General features: G+C 52.8%; 11 protein-coding genes, 2 tRNA genes and 3 rRNA genes. 1 reads left to right on the forward strand and 15 read right to left on the reverse strand.

Annotated features, from left to right (window positions below; all coding sequences use genetic code 11):
- Positions 1-7: 7 nt before the first annotated feature.
- From ACH3PB_RS09010 to ACH3PB_RS09075, 14 genes are all read right to left on the reverse strand, one after another.
- Positions 8-505, reverse strand: a complete 498-nt coding sequence (locus tag ACH3PB_RS09010) for a DUF6231 family protein (protein ID WP_416399128.1) — start codon at positions 503-505, stop codon at positions 8-10.
- A 147-nt stretch (positions 506-652) separates the two neighbouring features.
- A complete protein-coding gene (locus tag ACH3PB_RS09015; RefSeq protein ID WP_416399129.1) occupies positions 653-1,258 on the reverse strand; it encodes a DUF481 domain-containing protein in 606 nt (201 codons plus the stop codon).
- A 337-nt stretch (positions 1,259-1,595) separates the two neighbouring features.
- Entirely contained in the window at positions 1,596-4,499 is a 2,904-nt protein-coding gene (locus tag ACH3PB_RS09020; protein WP_416399130.1) for a hypothetical protein, read from the reverse strand.
- Between the two features lie 328 nt (positions 4,500-4,827).
- A complete protein-coding gene (locus ACH3PB_RS09025; RefSeq protein WP_416399131.1) occupies positions 4,828-5,256 on the reverse strand; it encodes a 4'-phosphopantetheinyl transferase family protein in 429 nt (142 codons plus the stop codon).
- Positions 5,257-5,697: 441 nt separating this feature from the next.
- Positions 5,698-8,277 carry a hypothetical protein gene (locus ACH3PB_RS09030; RefSeq protein WP_416399132.1) on the reverse strand — a complete coding sequence of 860 codons (2,580 nt, stop codon included), beginning with the start codon at positions 8,275-8,277 and terminating at the stop codon, positions 5,698-5,700.
- Positions 8,278-8,725: 448 nt separating this feature from the next.
- Positions 8,726-8,841: ribosomal RNA gene (rrf, locus tag ACH3PB_RS09035) — 5S ribosomal RNA — on the reverse strand.
- 274 nt (positions 8,842-9,115) lie between these two features.
- Positions 9,116-11,985 (reverse strand): 23S ribosomal RNA (locus ACH3PB_RS09040).
- Positions 11,986-12,292: 307 nt separating this feature from the next.
- Positions 12,293-12,368 (reverse strand) — tRNA-Ala (locus ACH3PB_RS09045).
- A 271-nt stretch (positions 12,369-12,639) separates the two neighbouring features.
- Positions 12,640-12,716: transfer RNA gene (locus ACH3PB_RS09050), tRNA-Ile, on the reverse strand.
- A gap of 100 nt (positions 12,717-12,816) precedes the next feature.
- Positions 12,817-14,351 (reverse strand): 16S ribosomal RNA (locus tag ACH3PB_RS09055).
- Together the 16S, 23S and 5S rRNA genes with 2 tRNA genes alongside form the textbook arrangement of a ribosomal RNA operon.
- 322 nt (positions 14,352-14,673) lie before the next feature.
- Entirely contained in the window at positions 14,674-15,897 is a 1,224-nt protein-coding gene (gene purT, locus ACH3PB_RS09060; protein ID WP_416399133.1) for a formate-dependent phosphoribosylglycinamide formyltransferase, read from the reverse strand.
- Positions 15,898-15,984: 87 nt separating this feature from the next.
- On the reverse strand, positions 15,985-16,230 hold the full coding sequence (locus ACH3PB_RS09065) for a DUF1289 domain-containing protein (protein ID WP_416399134.1): 246 nt from the start codon (positions 16,228-16,230) through the stop codon (positions 15,985-15,987).
- Positions 16,227-16,757 (reverse strand): gamma carbonic anhydrase family protein, encoded by a 531-nt coding sequence (locus ACH3PB_RS09070; protein WP_416399135.1) that lies wholly within the window; start codon positions 16,755-16,757, stop codon positions 16,227-16,229. The genes ACH3PB_RS09065 and ACH3PB_RS09070 overlap by 4 nt, the downstream gene beginning before the upstream one ends.
- 30 nt (positions 16,758-16,787) lie before the next feature.
- Positions 16,788-17,387 carry an NUDIX hydrolase gene (locus tag ACH3PB_RS09075; protein WP_416399136.1) on the reverse strand — a complete coding sequence of 200 codons (600 nt, stop codon included), beginning with the start codon at positions 17,385-17,387 and terminating at the stop codon, positions 16,788-16,790.
- 64 nt (positions 17,388-17,451) lie between these two features.
- Between ACH3PB_RS09075 and ACH3PB_RS09080 the strand changes: the two genes are divergently transcribed.
- Positions 17,452-18,024, forward strand: coding sequence for an NUDIX hydrolase (locus tag ACH3PB_RS09080; RefSeq protein WP_416399137.1), 573 nt, complete (start codon positions 17,452-17,454; stop codon positions 18,022-18,024).
- On the opposite strand, the gene ACH3PB_RS09085 is transcribed toward ACH3PB_RS09080, so the two are convergent.
- Complete coding sequence (locus tag ACH3PB_RS09085) at positions 17,996-18,352, reverse strand: NGG1p interacting factor NIF3 (RefSeq protein ID WP_416399138.1); 357 nt, start codon at positions 18,350-18,352, stop codon at positions 17,996-17,998. The genes ACH3PB_RS09080 and ACH3PB_RS09085 overlap by 29 nt on opposite strands.
- Positions 18,353-18,421: the final 69 nt, after the last annotated feature.

Raw genomic sequence — 18,421 nt, forward strand, 5'->3', positions numbered from 1 at the left:
TGCTCTATTACCACCAGTACCTGCCGAAATTTTCCGGATTTGCCCAATTTTCGGCGTTGTTCCACAAACGCCTGAAGTTATAGGAGTTGATATTGTATTCGAAGGCATGAAGCGCATGCGCCTCGTGCTCGAAAGACGCACAATGATGAAAACCCAGAGCCACGAAATCCTTTGCCGTCAACGGAGACGCCGCAAGATCGACAAAAACGATGACCGAGACGATCAACGCATTCCGATAGCCAGCCAGCAACTGTATGGCTGCTTCAGCCTCCATTGATTCGAGGTAGTCCGAAACCACCAGACAGTCTGGGGGCAATGCCGAACCCACAAGCTCCAGAGGGCTCATACCTGCTGCGTCACTCAGCGTGATATCGCGACTTTTCGCAGCAGACAGCGGGGGCGCCGAACCCAAAAAGGCGATACTTGTAAACCCGTTCTCCACCACCCAGCCATTGATAAAACCGACCGGGCTCTCATGAAGCTTGCGCTCTTCGATTACTTCCATTGTTACTCTGCCTCATTCTGGTAATACAAGCGCATACCGTCGTCCAATGCACCAAGGCCTCATCAATGAACGATTTGAGCTGACTATAACCCTCGGCAAGCTGCAGTGCTACGTCATGACTACTAATCGAATGAGGCGGAGGAAACATCAGTAGGCAAAGGCGAGTGAGAGTGTAGTCTCGGTATCAACTTTCTCTTTGCCTACCGGAACCTGACTGGTATGCCTGAGTGTGTAGCCGACGCTCAGGGAGATTTCATTACTGACCTTCGTCTGAAGCGTGGAAGTGGATTTGGTCACACTCTTTTCCGAGCCTGTCTCGTTCGTAAGCTCCTGCTCAAATCGTGCGGTATCATTGATTTCCCAAAGATAGCCAAGTGAAGAGCGGAATATGGCCTCTTCAGTCACCTCTCCGCCCTCCTCCAGCTGGGTCCGACGATAACCAGGGCCAAACTCGATCTCCAGACGCTGGGCCTCCGTATCGATCAGCCGATGCCCATAACCCAATGCCGCCGTCAGTTCATACTCCACACCAGTAAAACGCTCGGTCATGTACTCGCTGCGAAGGAAGGAATACTGAAGTTCGTTGAATTTGTAGTCCTGCTGCACTGCACCAAGATAGCGTTCGACACTACGCTCGTCATTACTACTTTGATTGATGCCTTCAAGTCGCAGATTGGAGCGCCAGTTCTCCACCTCCCTGATCAGCGTCCACTTGCCCGACAGAGTCTGTGATTCAGCATTGCCGCTCGTCATAACGACTCCCGCCTGAACAATCCCGCTCCATTCCGGCGCCGGCTCCTTAGCCGCCGAAGCTTGGGCAGTGAACAATGCTGCGAGTGCCAGCGACACAGACAGAGCAGGTGGCGCCGCATTCCGTGGCCTTGTTGATATGAATCCTGAGTGCTTTGTGCCACCCGAAAAAACCTTGATCATGTTTAAACAAACCTCTGATTGAAAGACACTGGCGCGACAGGACTATGCTTTGACAATCGCACCAGCTTGGTGAGATCCCAGCGATGCGAGGACAATACTTCAGACAAAAAAAATCCGACGCTGGAACAGCGCCGGATCTTGAGCGAGCAACTGAGGCTTACTGTATCGTAACCTTGTCGACTCGCGCGAAGGTGGCATAGCCATCTTTTTGGCCAACCAGCTTGATGGTCTGCCCCGGCTTCAACGACACATTGCTGAAGGTCAGGTCGCGATATCCAACCACACGAGGGAACGTTTGCTGTCCCTTGTAGACGCCGTCGACATAGAGACTAAGCTTCGACTGACCGTCATCTTCCGCAAGCACCCTTGCCACAACGTTGTAGTTGCCACTCTCTACAGTAGAGCTGAATGTTGCTGAACCAGTGCCGTTGGCAGCTGAACTCTTCAACACGATGCGTGCGCCGCCCTCAATGCCATAACCGCTAAGGGACATTTTCTCGGCCTCAACACTCATCGACGAACCGCCGCCAGTTGTTGGCGAAGTTGGTGCTGTAGGCGCTGTTGGCTCGGGATTGCTGATGCTACCTGAGCCACCACCGAGACGTACCTTGTCGATTCTTGCGAACGTCGCATAGCCATCCTTTCGACCGACCAGTTTTACTTCCTGGCCATTGTTGATAGCGACATCAGTAAAGGACAAAGTTTCGTCCCTCGCGGCAAGACTCAGTTTCTTCGAACCAACGCGATTACCAGCAACGTAGAGTTCAATTGTGGATTGCCCATCGTTTTCGGCTATCGCATCCACGTTCACAGTGTAACGGGCTGACGTGCCGGTAAAGGTTGCGGAAGCAGAGCCTGACGCATTGGCTGAACCGCTCGACACCTTGATACGATCGCCGCTCTCAACGCTATAGCCACTCAACTTCATGGCTTCGGCTTCAATAGCCGAACTGAAGCCAGCTGAAGTACCACCACCGGCGGATGGCTCACTTGGCGCAGAGCTACCCTGGCTGGCAAAGCTGAGGCTTTCGAATCGTGCCCGTGTTGCGTAACCGTCTTTCTGACCAACCAGTTTGACGATATCACCCTTGTTTATCTGCACACCTGCAAATGAAAGCGTTGTATAGGCGGCCTTCCGTGGGAAGGTTTGAACGCCGATATACTTACCGTTGACATAGAGCTTCAGAGTGGACTGACCATCGTCTTCCCCAAGCGCACGGACGTTGACGGTATAGCTGCCCGAGCTCTGTCCGAAGGTCAACTGAGCGCTACCGGTACCATTCGCGGCTGAGGAGCTGACGCCAATCAAGCCATTGGATTGAACGGAATAGCCACTCAGTGAGAGGGTTTTGGCAAGAATTTCACCAGCACTCGGCGTCGTCGGCGTTGGCGAAGTCGGCTCAGGAGCAGGTGCTGACCCGCCCTGGCTGAAGCTCAGTCCGTCGATCCGTGCGAACGTAGCGTAACCATCTTTCTGACCGACCAGCTTGATGACATCACCCTTGCTGAGCGAGACGCCGGCAAAGGTCAGAGTTTCGAAGGCATTCTTACGCGGGAAGGTCTTCGTACCGACATACTTGCCGTTTACGTAGAGCTTGACCGTAGACTGACCATCGTCCTCTCCAAGCACCTTCACATTCACATCATAGGTACCAGAGCTGAGACCGAAGCTCATTTGAGCGCTGCCGGTCGCATTAGCTGCAGAGGAAGACACCTTGATACGGCTGCCGCTTTCAATACTGTATCCACTCAGAGACAGCTTTTCGGCTTCCGCACTCGAACCAACGACGGGTCCACCTGTTGATGGAACAGAAGGCGGATCAATTGTTTCGCCGCCACCTGAACCACCTGAACCACTATCAGAATCGACACCGATCTTGATCTGCATCTGGTTGAAGGTGTAATAGTTGCTTGAGAACGGACCAGCGTGATCCGACCAGATCAGCGTCATTCTGGTGCCATCACTACTGATGTTCTTAGGATCGAGCTTGGGCTGATACGTGCGTTCGGAACTGCTACTCGCAGTGAAGTGATCGATGTGACGTAGCTCCTTCCACGGTCCGTACGGGTTGTCCGAATAATGGAAAGTCAGCGAGCCTGATCCATTGTTCTTGCCGGCGTCGGTGCCATTATAAGTCTTGGCGTACATGCCACCATTGACCATGATGTACTTGCCCAGACCCTTGTTATAGACCACGTCAGGCAGACCCGAGTACCAGCTAATTGGATTGCCAGCGCTGTCGGTCCTGCGCAGCGAATGCACTACGCCACGATCATCTATGTTCTTGGTCCAGACTGGACGGCCGCTAGTATCGTAATACTTGAAGAATTCCCAGTTCGCCCGAACGTCCAGCTCATAGTGCTTGACTCGAGCAAGGTTGATCTTCGATGCATGGGTAGGATCAGGGCTGTAAATGTAGACGTAACCATCGCGGTTCAGACCTTCCTGGTAATCTTTGCCAGCCTGCACGAAGGTGTTATAGACGAAGGGGTAATAGGTCATGGCCCCGACGGCACTGTCGTAGTGCGTGTAGCCCTTGCCCTTGTAGAAGAAGTACTCACTACTGTCACGGCTGTCCCTGTTGGAATCCCAGGCACCCATGTAATCTTCACCGCCATTCTTGTCGACGCGATACCATGTGCTGCCGTTGTCATACGACTTTAACAGTTTCATGCCGTAGAACTGGTTCCAGTTCTCTCCGCGACAGCGGCTGACCATGCTATAGATAACGCCATCAACAGAAAGCAGACCGTAACCGAAGGAGCAGCTCTTCTTATATGAGAAGGTCGGATAGTTCGACAGCCGACTCACATTGGACATGCTGAAGTTGCTGGAGGAAGAGCTTGGATAGTTGATGCGGTAGATCGCGTGGCTATAGGTGTTTGCGCTGGAGCTGAACCAGTTGCCATCGTCCATTGTAACCAGCGTAGAACCATCCTTGGCCCATGTCAGTGTCCAGTTATCACCACGGCCACCGATTTTCTGATGCGTACTTGTCTCAAGCGTGACGCTCTTTGGCGTTGCAGCTTCGAGTGTCGGCACCATTGCCAGCGCTGGCATCAGACAGGCGATCCTGACTAATGATGACGCATGGAAGTTCTTGAATAGCATAATGATCACTTCACCAAATTTTGGGTTAGCCGCGGACAAATAACGATATTCACGCGGACGCGATACTGCTGATCCTGCGTTCAGGCCCAACTGACAAGCGCTAATAGATTAAGCGCAGCGTCACCAGAACCCACTGAATGCAGAACAGCATCTCGTTTGGCATCGGTCTTGTTTTTCTGCCAAGTGCCCGGAGTATAGGGAAGGAGAGGGACTAGAGAATCGTCCAATTGGGGTAAATGCGTATGATCTGTTCAGAAAGCACGAACGCATCGCGAAATCAGACTTGCCCGCTTGCACAAATTCCACGCATAAGGTATTGATTTTCCACACGTTCAATTAATGACCAGGCATCCTTCTCTGCCCTTTCAAAAAGCGGAAAAATTCGCTCTTTCTTTTGGCCATCAGAGAAAGCTGCTGTCGACAGCCACTGCTTCTCAGATAACACGTAGCTGGATGTCCTGATCGGTCTATCAGATGGAGACATCAGGGCGCTCTCTTCGGGGCTTAATAGCTCAAAATCCCGCAGACCTCGCAGCAGTGTTCCGGCTGATAGTTTGACGGCCGCCTCTTTCATGGTCCAAAGCCTCACAAAAGCGATTTCAGGGCATTCGGCCTGAGCAATCCAGGCCTGCTCGGAATCGCTGAAAAAACGGCGGGCAATGCTTTTCCAGCTTGGCGGGCAGCGCGTCTCCAGATCTACGCCCACGGCCTGCTCACTTAGCGCAATTGCTATACAGTTTCCTGAATGGGACAGACTGAAATGACATGGCAGGCAATCAGAGGCTAGTGCCAGCTCTGGTTTCCCCGTGGGCCCTATCCCGATGGGCACGGCAGCAGGCTCAAGGCCTAACCGGGCGCCTAGCAAAGTTCGCAAGTAAAAGCGTCCCATCTCGAAACACCGGCGAGCCAGGGGATGAGCGATTGTCTCAGCGCGCTGGTTTTCGACATCAGACAGGTGTCCAGTAGTCGACCGCGCCATACAGTGGTCGTCAGAGAGGGATATCAGATATATCCCATCGGTAGTGGGTAATGCAGTCATACAGTAGCCTTCAATTTGCCTCCAGTATAACCAGCCATTTAATTCAGCACACAAAAAAGCACCGGCCATTACTGGCCGGTGCTAGTCAACACTGCGCTTGCGATTACATCAATCTATATTGATTTTGTCGATTCGAGCCCGGGTAGCATAGCCATCCTTCTGCCCGACCAGCTTGATGGTCTGACCGTACTTCAATGCCACATTCGCGAAGTTCAGTGTGCGGTAGCCGACCACTCGGGGAAAGCTCTGCTGACCCACATAGGCACCATCGACATACAGCGATACTTTGGACTCTCCATCGTCTTCAGCCAGCACTTTGACGCCGAGCGTGTAGGTGCCTGATTTCACTTTGGAGGTGAAGCTGGCAGAACCAGTACCGTTATGGGCGGAGCTGGAGACCGCAATTCGTGCATTGCTTTCGATGCCATAACCGCTAAGTGCCATTGACTCAGCTTCCATCTCCATGGATGAAGAACCTTCGCCACTTGTCGGCTCAGTAGGCGTCGGGGTCGGCGCCGGCTGAGAAGTCGAACCGCCAGACTCGATGCGGACGCGATCTATTCTTGCGAAGGTCGCATAACCATCTTTATGACCAACTATCTTGAGCTCCTGCCCTTTTGCAATGTAGACGCCTGTGAAAGCAAGCGTCTCATCCCTGGCAACTCGTGCCAAACGCTTCGCGCCGATCAGCTTTCCGCCGACATGTAGCTCAATTGTGGACTGACCATCATCCTCAGCGATCGCGTCGATATTGACTGTGTAGCTGCCACTATTGCCATTAAACGTCGCCTTAGCACTACCACTCGCATTGGCAGCAAAGCTGCTGACCTTGATACGTGAAGACTGCTCAACACTGAAGCCGGACAAAGACATGGTTTCAGCTTCGATAGATGAGACGACTGTAGCTGTGCTTCCACCATTGCTACCACCGGTATTCCCGGTAGGCTCAGTCGGCGCAGGCGTCGACGTGCCGCCAGCAGCAGCAAATGCGATGCTGTCGACCCGTGCGAAAGTCGCATAGCCGTCCTTCTGACCCACGATTTTCACCGTATCGCCAGAGTTGATAGCGACATTGCCAAAGCTTAGCGTGGCAAAATTGGCCACCTTCGGGAACGTCTTGGTTGCTATGTATTTGCCATTTACGTACAGCTTCAGAGTCGACTGCCCATCGTTCTCGGCCAGTACGCGAACGTTGACATCGTAATTGCCAGAAGCTCTGCCGAAAATCATGGACAGGCTGCCAGTTCCGTTATGTGAGGATGAGGCCACCTTGACTACACTACCGCTGCTGCCGCCTTCAACACTGTAACCGCTCAGTGTGAGCGCTTCCGCTTCAACACTCGATGCAGTCACTTTTACGGGACCGGATGCAGGTGGAGTCGTGGTTCCTCCAGTTGTACCACCACCCGAGCCGCCACCAGTCGAACCACCGCTGTCGCTACCCACACTGAGATTGATCTTCATCTGATTGAAGGTGTAATACTTGGTATCGAAAGGACCAGCATGATCCGACCAGATCAGATTCATCTGACGACCGTCACTGCTCATATTCTTTGGATCTAGCTTGGGCTGATACGTACGCTCAGTGCTCGATGTCGCTGTGAAATGGTCAATATGCTTGAATTCCTTCCACGGTCCATATGGGTTGTCTGAAGAGTAGAATGTCAGCGAGCCCGAACCGTTATTCTTGCCAGCATCCAGACCGTTATATGTCTTGGCATACATACCACCATTCACCATGATGTATTTGCCCAGGCCTGGGTTGTAGACGATATCAGGCAAGCCAGAATACCAGCTGATGGGATTACCGTTGCTGTCAGTTCTTCTCAGACTGTAAGCGACGCCGCGCTGATTAATATCCTTGGTCCACTGTGGGTTGCCATTGCTGTCGTAACGGGTGAAGTATTCCCAGTTGGCGCGCACACCGATGTCGTAGTGCTTCACACGGGCCATGTTTACTTTGGAAGCATGGGATGGGTCGGGCGAGTAGATATAGATATAGCCATCTCGCTGCAGACCATGCTGGTAGTCTTTGCCAGCCTGTACGAAGGTATTATAAACAAACGGGTAGTAGGTGACGTTGCCCTTGGCACTGTCCCAATGGGTCACACCATTGCCCTTGTAGAAAAAGTATTCGCTGCTGTTGCGACTATCACGCTCGGAGTCCCAGGCGCCCATATAATCTTCGCCGCCATTCTTGTCGACTCGATACCAGGTACTGCCATTGTCATATGATTTCAGCAGTTTCATACCGTAGAACTGGTTCCAGTTCACACCTTCACAACGGCTGACCATGCTGTAAATGACACCATCGACGGCAAGCAGGCCATAGCCGAATGAACAGCTCTTCTTGTACGAAAAGGTCGGATAGTTTGACAGCCGGCTCACGTTCGACATGCTGAAATTGCTTGATGTGGAACTTGGATAGTTGATGCGATATACAGTGTGGCTGTATGTATTGGCGGTATCGCTGAACCAGTTGCCATCATCCATGGTCACAAGCGTCGAACCGTCTTTTGCCCAGGTCAAGGTCCAGTTATCACCACGGCCACCAATAGTTTGATGGGTACTCTTGTCAAGCGTCAGCCCGGTAGGCGTTGCAGCAAAAACTGTCTCAGCTGAGAACAGCACGGGCAGAAAGGCGGCGAAACCAATTGCACGAGTCAAAGTTGTAATGTTGGGTTGCATATAGTATCCACTTTTAGCGAAAGTTTTTATGAGCGGCCAGCCAATGCATGTTTGACATGTCTTCATAGGGCGGCAGCGGCGATGAAACTTCGTCAGCATCTGCGCGGTCGTAAAAAGCGCTGATTGCTGAAGTTCGTGGATTGATAGTACCCAGTGGCTGTGTATTTCACTGTTTGCTTATGTAGGAAAAACGTATCCCCGCACTGCATATGCGCCCCTCTCCCGCTCAGCAACTTACAATGTACATCGGGCAAGCGCTTAAACTTACGGAAGTTCTACTCAGGGATACGCGGATTAAAATCTGTTACAGAGCTTTACATTCAGAAAGCGTCGAATTGTAACGAAGAGGCAAAAATAGTACAAAAGGCCTATATAACAGGAGCTTCGGCACTTCTGACACGCATAAAAAAAGCCCCGCTGCGTTCGCAACGGGGCTTTCGGTGTAGATGCCTGACAACGACCTACTCTCGCATGGGCAAGTGCCACACTACCATCGGCGCTGGACGGTTTCACTACTGAGTTCGGAATGGATTCAGGTGGTTCACGTCCGCCATGATCATCAGGCAAAACTGGTTAACCTCGTTTCAGAGGCCGTTGCCGGAAGTGAGTGTACAGAACCCGCCAAGACTACATCCTTGTAGGGCGCGTTTGCCATCCATGGCAAACGATGTTCTGTACACACACTTCCGTCAACTCACGAACAGTCATGATCGAAACTGTTCGCTTGTGTTTGGTGTCTTCAACAATTAGACAAGCTGTGTAGTTGTACCAGGTGCTTGCGCAGTCGCAATACCTGTTTGTGTCAGAGAAAATCTGACCGCCTTTGCTTTGGCGTTATATAGTCAAGCCATTCGGGCAATTAGTATTGGTTAGCTCAATGCCTCACAGCACTTACACACCCAACCTATCAACCTCATAGTCTCTAAGGGCCCTTATGAATCTCAAGGATTCGGGAAATCTCATCTTGAAGGGGGCTTCCCGCTTAGATGCTTTCAGCGGTTATCCCGTCCGAACGTAGCTACCGGGCAATGCCATTGGCATGACAACCCGAACACCAGCGGTTCGTCCACTCCGGTCCTCTCGTACTAGGAGCAGCTCTTCTCAAATTTCCAACGTCCACGGCAGATAGGGACCGAACTGTCTCACGACGTTCTAAACCCAGCTCGCGTACCACTTTAAATGGCGAACAGCCATACCCTTGGGACCGGCTTCAGCCCCAGGATGTGATGAGCCGACATCGAGGTGCCAAACACCGCCGTCGATGTGAACTCTTGGGCGGTATCAGCCTGTTATCCCCGGAGTACCTTTTATCCGTTGAGCGATGGCCCTTCCATTCAGAACCACCGGATCACTATGACCTACTTTCGTACCTGCTCGACCTGTCCGTCTCGCAGTTAAGCGCGTTTATGCCATTACACTAACCGTACGATGTCCGACCGTACTTAACGCACCTTCGTGCTCCTCCGTTACTCTTTAGGAGGAGACCGCCCCAGTCAAACTACCCACCACACAGTGTCCTCGGTACCGTTATACCGGAGTTAGAACCTCAAACATGCCAGGGTGGTATTTCAAGGATGGCTCCACGATGACTGGCGTCACCGCTTCAAAGCCTCCCACCTATCCTACACAAGCAGGCTCAAAGTTCACTGTGAAGCTATAGTAAAGGTTCACGGGGTCTTTCCGTCTAGCCGCGGATACACAGCATCTTCACTGCGATTTCAATTTCACTGAGTCTTGGGTGGAGACAGCGCCCCCATCGTTACGCCATTCGTGCAGGTCGGAACTTACCCGACAAGGAATTTCGCTACCTTAGGACCGTTATAGTTACGGCCGCCGTTTACTGGGGCTTCGATCAAGAGCTTCGCTTACGCTAACCCCATCAATTAACCTTCCAGCACCGGGCAGGCGTCACACCCTATACGTCCACTTTCGTGTTGGCAGAGTGCTGTGTTTTTAATAAACAGTCGCAGGGGCCTGGTATCTTCGACTGGTCTCAGCTTACGGAGCAAGTCCTTCACCAAAACCAGCGTGCCTTCTCCCGAAGTTACGGCACCATTTTGCCTAGTTCCTTCACCCAAGTTGTCTCATACGCCTCGGTATTCTCTACCTGACCACCTGTGTCGGTTTGGGGTACGGTTCAATCTAACCTGAAGCTTAGTGGCTTTTCCTGGAAGCCTGGCATCAACCACTTCGCCCAAAAAAGGGCTCGTATTCAGTCCTCAGCCTTAAGGAGATCCGGATTTACCTGAACCTCCAGCCTACAACCTTAAACGCACATCCAACAGTGCGCTGGCCTAGCCTTCTCCGTCACCACATCGCAGTTAAATTAAGTACAAGAATATTAACTCGTTTCTCATCGACTACGGTTTTCACCCTCGCCTTAGAGGCCGACTCACCCTGCGCCGAAAAGCGTTGCGCAGGAACCCTTGGTCTTCCGGCGGGGAAGTTTTTCACTCCCCTTTTCGTTACTCATGTCAGCATTCGCACTTCTGATACCTCCAGCATGCTTCTCAACACACCTTCATCGGCTTACAGAACGCTCCCCTACCACGTATCCTAAGATACATCCGCAGCTTCGGTGACCAGTTTAGCCCCGTTACATCTTCCGCGCAGGCCGACTCGACTAGTGAGCTATTACGCTTTCTTTAAAGGATGGCTGCTTCTAAGCCAACCTCCTAGCTGTCTGAGCCTTCCCACATCGTTTCCCACTTAACTGGTACTTGGGGACCTTAGCTGGCGGTCTGGGTTGTTTCCCTTTTCACGACGGACGTTAGCACCCGCCGTGTGTCTCCTGGATAGTACTCACCGGTATTCGGAGTTTGCATGGGGTTGGTAAGTCGGGATGACCCCCTAGCCCAAACAGTGCTCTACCCCCGGTGGTATTCGTCCAAGGCGCTACCTAAATAGCTTTCGGGGAGAACCAGCTATCTCCGAGTTTGATTGGCCTTTCACCCCCAGCCACAGGTCATCCGAATCTTTTTCAACAGATTACGGTTCGGTCCTCCAGTTGATGTTACTCAACCTTCAACCTGCCCATGGCTAGATCACTCGGTTTCGGGTCTACGTCCAGCAACTAATTCGCCCTATTCAGACTCGGTTTCCCTACGCCTCCCCTATTCGGTTAAGCTCGCTACCAAACGTAAGTCGCTGACCCATTATACAAAAGGTACGCCGTCACAGAACAAGTCTGCTCCGACTGCTTGTACGCACAGGGTTTCAGGGTCTATTTCACTCCCCTCTCCGGGGTTCTTTTCGCCTTTCCCTCACGGTACTGGTTCACTATCGGTCAACTGGGAGTATTTAGCCTTGGAGGATGGTCCCCCCGTCTTCAGTCAGAATTCCACGTGCTCCGACCTACTTAATGCGTGTCAAAAGTGTTTTCGAATACGGGACTATCACCCTCTCTGGTCGACCTTCCCAGGTCGTTCTTCTAACACAAATAACATCGGCTGGTCCCCGTTCGCTCGCCGCTACTTGGGGAATCTCTATTGATGTCTTTTCCTCTGGGTACTTAGATGTTTCAGTTCTCCAGGTTCGCCTCACCTCCCGTACGGGAAATGATACTGCTCAAAAGCAGTGGGTTGCCCCATTCGGAAATGTCCGGATCATAGCTTGTTTGCCAGCTCCCCGAACCTTATCGCAGGCTCATACGTCCTTCATCGCCTCCAGTTGCCAAGGCATCCGCCCTGTGCGCTTATTCACTTGACTATATAACCCAAAACAAACGCATCCTTTACAGGACACCTTGTTACAGGTCCTTCGTCATTGCTGATTCTCTGCTGACACAAACACGATGTATTGTATTGCTACAATCTATCGCCGGTATTGCGTCTGAGTACAACTACAGTAAAACTCCGCGTGAATCTCATCTGACCAAAGTCAGAATTATCCACTCGTTGTTTACTTCAGCTTGTCCAAATTGTTAAAGAGCATCAACCCGTGGGTTGACCAAAGAAGCCATCAGCTGCTTTGGTCAAACCAGTGGTTGTCGTAGTGTTCAAGAGTATTGCAGTAATGGTGGAGCTATGCGGGATCGAACCGCAGACCTCTTGGATGCAAACCAAGCGCTCTCCCAGCTGAGCTATAGCCCCTAACTTGTCTTGGCTTCGCGACTCGGCGTTGCCAGCTTCACTCGCTGCGGTCATGACCAAGAGGTCACTCCCTTACTCGTTCGGCTTGCGCCTTGATTCGCAAAACCAATCCTGCGTTAGCTAAATACTGCCAAGGCAAAGATAGGTAGGTAACTGACTGTGGAAAATCCGCTGACTTGCGGGATTCCGCAGAATTTTCCGAGACAAGGCGCAGAGGGTCGACGCATAGCGTGCTATGCGAGGCGCTCTGCAACGCCGTATCGGGAAATTCTGGTGGGTCTGGGTGGACTCGAACCACCGACCTCACCCTTATCAGGGGTGCGCTCTAACCACCTGAGCTACAGACCCAGAACTGTCCAGGCCTTTCACTCGTCAGACCATCTCTTGAAGTACGACCATATCAAGCAATTTGTTGTGGGTACTTAACCTGCACTGACTGACGTGCGTTTAAGGAGGTGATCCAGCCGCAGGTTCCCCTACGGCTACCTTGTTACGACTTCACCCCAGTCATGAACCACACCGTGGTAAGCGTCCCCCCGAAGGTTAGACTACCTACTTCTGGTGCAATCCACTCCCATGGTGTGACGGGCGGTGTGTACAAGGCCCGGGAACGTATTCACCGCGACATTCTGATTCGCGATTACTAGCGATTCCGACTTCATGGAGTCGAGTTGCAGACTCCAATCCGGACTACGAGACGCTTTGTGAGATTCGCTCCACCTCGCGGCTTTGCATCCCTCTGTACGCCCCATTGTAGCACGTGTGTAGCCCTGGCCGTAAGGGCCATGATGACTTGACGTCGTCCCCACCTTCCTCCGGTTTGTCACCGGCAGTCTCCCTAAAGTTCCCACCATTACGTGCTGGCAAATAAGGACAAGGGTTGCGCTCGTTACGGGACTTAACCCAACATTTCACAACACGAGCTGACGACAGCCATGCAGCACCTGTCTCTGCGCTCCCGAAGGCACCCCTCCATCTCTAGAGGGTTCGCAGGATGTCAAGGCCAGGTAAGGTTCTTCGCGTTGCTTCGAATTAAACCACATGCTCCACCGCTTGTGCGGGCCCCCGTCAATTCATTTGAGTTTTAACCTTGCGGCCGTACTCCCCAGGCGGATCACTTATCGCGTTAGCTGCGCCACTTGAAGATTAAATCTTCCAACGGCTAGTGATCATCGTTTACAGCGTGGACTACCAGGGTATCTAATCCTGTTTGATCCCCACGCTTTCGCACCTCAGCGTCAGTTTTTGGCCAGAGAGCCGCCTTCGCCACTGGTATTCCTCCCAATCTCTACGCATTTCACCGCTACACTGGGAATTCTACTCTCCTCTCCAAAACTCTAGCCATACAGTTCGAAATGCAGTCCCCAGGTTAAGCCCGGGAATTTCACATCTCGCTTGTATAACCGCCTACGCGCGCTTTACGCCCAGTAATTCCGATTAACGCTCGCACCCTCCGTATTACCGCGGCTGCTGGCACGGAGTTTGCCGGTGCTTCTTCTGTGGCTAACGTCAATGTAAGCCGCTATTAACGACTTACCCTTCCTCACCACTGAAAGTACTTTACAACCCGAAGGCCTTCTTCATACACGCGGCATGGCTGGATCAGGGTTGCCCCCATTGTCCAATATTCCCCACTGCTGCCTCCCGTAGGAGTCTGGACCGTGTCTCAGTTCCAGTGTGACTGATCATCCTCTCAGACCAGTTACGGATCGTCGCCTTGGTGAGCCTTTACCCCACCAACTAGCTAATCCGACATAGGCTCATCTGATAGCGGATGGTCCGAAGATCCCATCCTTTCCCCCGTAGGGCGTATGCGGTATTAATCCGGGTTTCCCCGGGCTATCCCCCACTACCAGGCAGATTCCTATGCATTACTCACCCGTCCGCCGCTCGTCAGCACCCGAAGGCCTGCTACCGCTCGACTTGCATGTGTTAAGCCTGCCGCCAGCGTTCAATCTGAGCCATGATCAAACTCTTCAGTTTAAATCATCAAAACTAAATAACTTCATCAATGGCAAGTTTAAAACTACTGAATTGCTTCAGTGTTTACCTTGACCATTCTTATCAGAACAGTACCGGTAAGCACCCACACAAATTGCTTGATATCTATGTTAAAGAGCGGTCTTCAGTGCCTTGCTTAGCGCCTGCTGTGTGCCTGCGTTTTGCTGTTTGCCCCGAAGGAGTTGCGCATTATACGCAGCTGGATCGGAAGATCAACACCCGATTTGAACTTTTTTCAAAGTAACGCAATTGATACAAGTCAGCTGTCTCGGCATAGATCATATCCCGTTGATATATAATGCTTTTATATCTCGGCCTTTAGTTTGTTGTGTGCAGACTCCACGCGCACTTTGGCCTCGTCGACGCTTTTAGCGCTTGCAAGCACCACACCCATGCGGCGCCTTCCCTGCACCTCGGGCTTGCCAAAGAGGCGCAGGTCAACATTAGCCATGGCGAGTACATCGTCCACACCCAGGAAACGAATGCCTTCATCACTACTATGCCCCTCCACCAGGAGCGCTTTCGAGGCACCGGCAAGTGGTCGCTCGATCGAGGGGACCGGAATACCGAGCAACGCTCGCGCGTGCAGAGCAAATTGTGAGTGACGCTGAGTAATCAGTGTCACGAGGCCGGTGTCGTGCGGACGGGGTGAGACCTCATTGAAGAAGACCTTATCACCTTGAACGAATAGTTCGACGCCGAAGACGCCGTAGCCTCCTAATGCCGCGGTTATCTTTTCGGCAATTTCGCGGGAGGCTCGCAGCGCGTCTGCCGACATGGGCTGCGGCTGCCAGCTCATCCGATAATCACCGTCTTCCTGAATGTGGCCAATGGGATCGGGAAAGCTTACACCCCCGGCATGCCGCACGGTCAATTGGGTAATCTCATAGTCGAACCGGATAAAGGCCTCGACGATGACCCGCCCTTCCCCGGATCGCCCCCCAGCCTGGGCATAGCTCCAGGCCGATTCAATTGCCTCCGCTGATCGAATCACGGACTGCCCCTTACCAGAGGAGCTCATTACCGGCTTCATGACACAGGGATAGCCGAGTCTTGCTGCCGCATCCTTTGCCTCCAACAATGAGTCGGCGAATGCGTATGGAGTAGTGGGTAGCCCCAGCTCTTCAGCCGCGAGTCTTCGTATACCTTCTCTATTCATAGTGAGGTTCACGGCTCTTGCCGAGGGCACAACCCGGAAGCCCTCATTCTCCAGCTTGACCAGCTCGCTGGTCGCAATCGCCTCGATCTCGGGCACTATATAGTCCGGCCGTTCCCGCAGTATGAGTTCTCGGAGCTCGTTGGGGTCGAGCATGTTAATGACGACAGCATGATGGGCCACCTGCATCGCAGGTGCGCCGGCATATCGATCGACCGCGATGGTTTCGATGCCAAGCCCCTGCAGGACCATGATGAGCTCTTTCCCAAGCTCTCCGGAGCCAAGAAGCATGACGCGTAGTGCCGATCGAGTGGCTGGCGTGCCTATCAGTAGTGGGTTATTTGGTCGCAAGTTCGGGGTGGAGTTTTTCATGACAGATACCAATACGAAGGATGGATAGGCTTAAAACACCATGGCAAGGGCAGACAGGGCGCAGGAGGGATCAACCTGTCACATAGCTTAGAGCGTGCGACCGCTGGCCTTTTCGCGGACGGCTACCTGCTCAAGCACGGCTCGGCGTTGGTCATTATTCAGACCCGACCAGGCGCAGATTTCATCCCCGGATCGATAACAGCCTATACAAATATCGTTTTCGTCGAGACAGCAGATGCTGACACATGGCGAACGAACTGGCGTCTCCGAGGCCGTCCGGGCCGCGCGAGGATCAGAGGCGGATTTCTGGGAATCTGCTGCTAACGATTTCATTGTGCGTCAACAGCCTGCAGGCCTTTCGCATAGCGTGCAGCATTGTGAACGTAATGCGCGGCGCCAGCCTCGAGTAATTTCTTCTGCTGGTCAGTCAGAGATTTTTTAACCGTACCAGGAGAGCCGACAACAAGACTTCCGTCCGGAATTTCCTGGTTTTCGGTTATAAGCGCATTGGCACCGATAATACAGTGCTTACCGATCCTGGCCCCGTTGAGAACGACTGCATTGATGCCAATGAGCGAATAGTCGCCGATCGTGCAACCGTGAAGCATGGCCTTGTGCCCCACGGTGACGCCTGTGCCTATGATGAGCTTGATACCTGGATCAGTGTGGAGAACTGCGCCATCCTGGATGTTCGAAGCTTCTCCAATTTCAATAAGGTCGTTGTCGGCGCGGAGGACCGCGTTGAACCAGACACTACTTTTCGCTTTCAGCACAATATTACCGATCAAGGTCGCGTTGGGCGCAACAAAATGGCCTGCGCCCTCGAGCGTCGGTTGCTTGTCATCTATTGTGTACATCATTCGAGGTTCTCCGGTTATAGATGGAGGTAATCAGGATACCAGGCGGTCTAGCTCAACCTGCAGATCGCCACTGACGTGACCAAGCATCTGTTCGAAGGCGACATGGAAAAACTCCATGAGCACGACAGCGGTCATACCCCAGATATGATAGCGGCCAAAATACCAGGCAGGCACCTTCAACTCGAGATTGCCAAAGCCGAGATTATCGAGGCGCGCAGGCTTTTCATTAAGGAAGAAGGTCAGAGGCACCTTGAAGACGCTTTCAAGCTCAAAGGTGTCAATCCGCATAGGCAACTCCGGCGCGACTGAGCCCACAAACGGTGTGACGAGAATGCCGTGTTTCGACCAGACATCGCTAAGCCTGGCTTGATGCTTGATGCTTGATGCGGGCAGGCCGATTTCCTCGTACACCTCACGGAGAGCTGTCGCTAGCAAGGTAGCATCTCCATGATCCTGCATGCCGCCCGGGAAGGCCACCTGGCCGCGATGCGTGCTAAGGATCTCGGACCGCTTGGTCAGTATAATCTGGGGGTCGTCTTCCTCAGTCAGCAGCATCATCACAGCAGCTCGCGGGAGATTGCTGGTGAGGCTTCGGAACTGGTAACGTTGTAATTTTTCGTAATCGGTCATCCTGTCAATAGTACACTGTGCTGCTTTGACTTTGCCATCGAATCAAACAACCTGGTAAATAGCCTTGAATCAGATTATTCGCTTCTGCATGTCCTGTGGAGAACCTACCCAGAATCGCACGCCTGACGGCGATAACCGTTCGAGAGCCGTCTGCGGCCAGTGCGGCGAAATTCACTACGTCAACCCAAAGATAGTCGCCGGGGCAGTTGCCGTTCATGAGGACCGGGTCCTGCTGTGTCGACGCGCCATCGAGCCGCGAAAAAACTATTGGACGCTACCGGCAGGTTTCATGGAAACCGATGAAACTGTCGCCGAAGCTGCACAACGGGAAACTCGGGAGGAGGCACTGGGCGAAGTCAGGCTCAATGGATTGCTGTCTATTGGCGATGTGCCGCACATCGGGCAGGTACATATGTACTACTTGGGCGAGCTTGTCGATGGCGTCCACGGTGTCGGTATCGAGAGCCTGGAGACCCGCCTTTTCACTGAAGCCGAGGTTCCATGGGAAGAACTGGCGTTTCGAACGGTGACGGAGACGCTTCGCCATTACTTCAGCCTGCGGTCGCGTCCCGGATTCGATGCGACCTCGCCAGGGGCGCCTTATCAGTTCACTGCGCAGTGGAAGCCGGCAAAGTAGCCTTAGCGTCGTCGTTCCTCACCTGATATAGCTCGATAAAGTCATACGCAGGTTCTTCATAGGGGTGCGCGCGCCTGATCGCCGCCTCTACATCTGCAGCCAGCTCGGCCGGAAGCAAGGTTTCAAGCTTGTATTCGTCTACATGCGCCGTCTCGCCTATTTTGCCAATTGCCGGCTCACTGCCTGGCAACGGCCGGAACTGCCCTTCTCCTTTTACGAGCCAGCAGCAACGATCGTAGAGGCCCGAGCGCCCCGCACCTGCTTCAAAAAGCGCTGCTTTGACCTTCTCTAAGGCGGGCTCGGGGATATATACAGTCAACTTCAGCAAGGCAGACCTCCTGAGGGATTATCAGTGGATTTCGCGACATTCCGCTGCGCCGACTTTGGAGCTGGCGAC

Source organism: Allohahella sp. A8, from assembly GCF_047946665.1.
In the GTDB taxonomy this organism is placed as follows: Bacteria; Pseudomonadota; Gammaproteobacteria; order Pseudomonadales; family Oleiphilaceae; genus Allohahella.

What these genes read in the sequence shown, in the direction of transcription:
- ACH3PB_RS09010 (WP_416399128.1), bottom strand. Translation starts at nt 505, where the DNA reads ATGGAAGTAATCGAAGAGCGCAAGCTTCATGAGAGCCCGGTCGGTTTT.
- ACH3PB_RS09015 (WP_416399129.1), bottom strand. Translation starts at nt 1,258, where the DNA reads ATGACGAGCGGCAATGCTGAATCACAGACTCTGTCGGGCAAGTGGACG.
- ACH3PB_RS09020 (WP_416399130.1), bottom strand. Translation starts at nt 4,499, where the DNA reads ATGCCAGCGCTGGCAATGGTGCCGACACTCGAAGCTGCAACGCCAAAG.
- ACH3PB_RS09030 (WP_416399132.1), bottom strand. Translation starts at nt 8,277, where the DNA reads ATGCAACCCAACATTACAACTTTGACTCGTGCAATTGGTTTCGCCGCC.
- purT (WP_416399133.1), bottom strand. Translation starts at nt 15,897, where the DNA reads ATGAAAAACTCCACCCCGAACTTGCGACCAAATAACCCACTACTGATA.
- ACH3PB_RS09065 (WP_416399134.1), bottom strand. Translation starts at nt 16,230, where the DNA reads ATGAAATCGTTAGCAGCAGATTCCCAGAAATCCGCCTCTGATCCTCGC.
- ACH3PB_RS09070 (WP_416399135.1), bottom strand. Translation starts at nt 16,757, where the DNA reads ATGATGTACACAATAGATGACAAGCAACCGACGCTCGAGGGCGCAGGC.
- ACH3PB_RS09075 (WP_416399136.1), bottom strand. Translation starts at nt 17,387, where the DNA reads ATGACCGATTACGAAAAATTACAACGTTACCAGTTCCGAAGCCTCACC.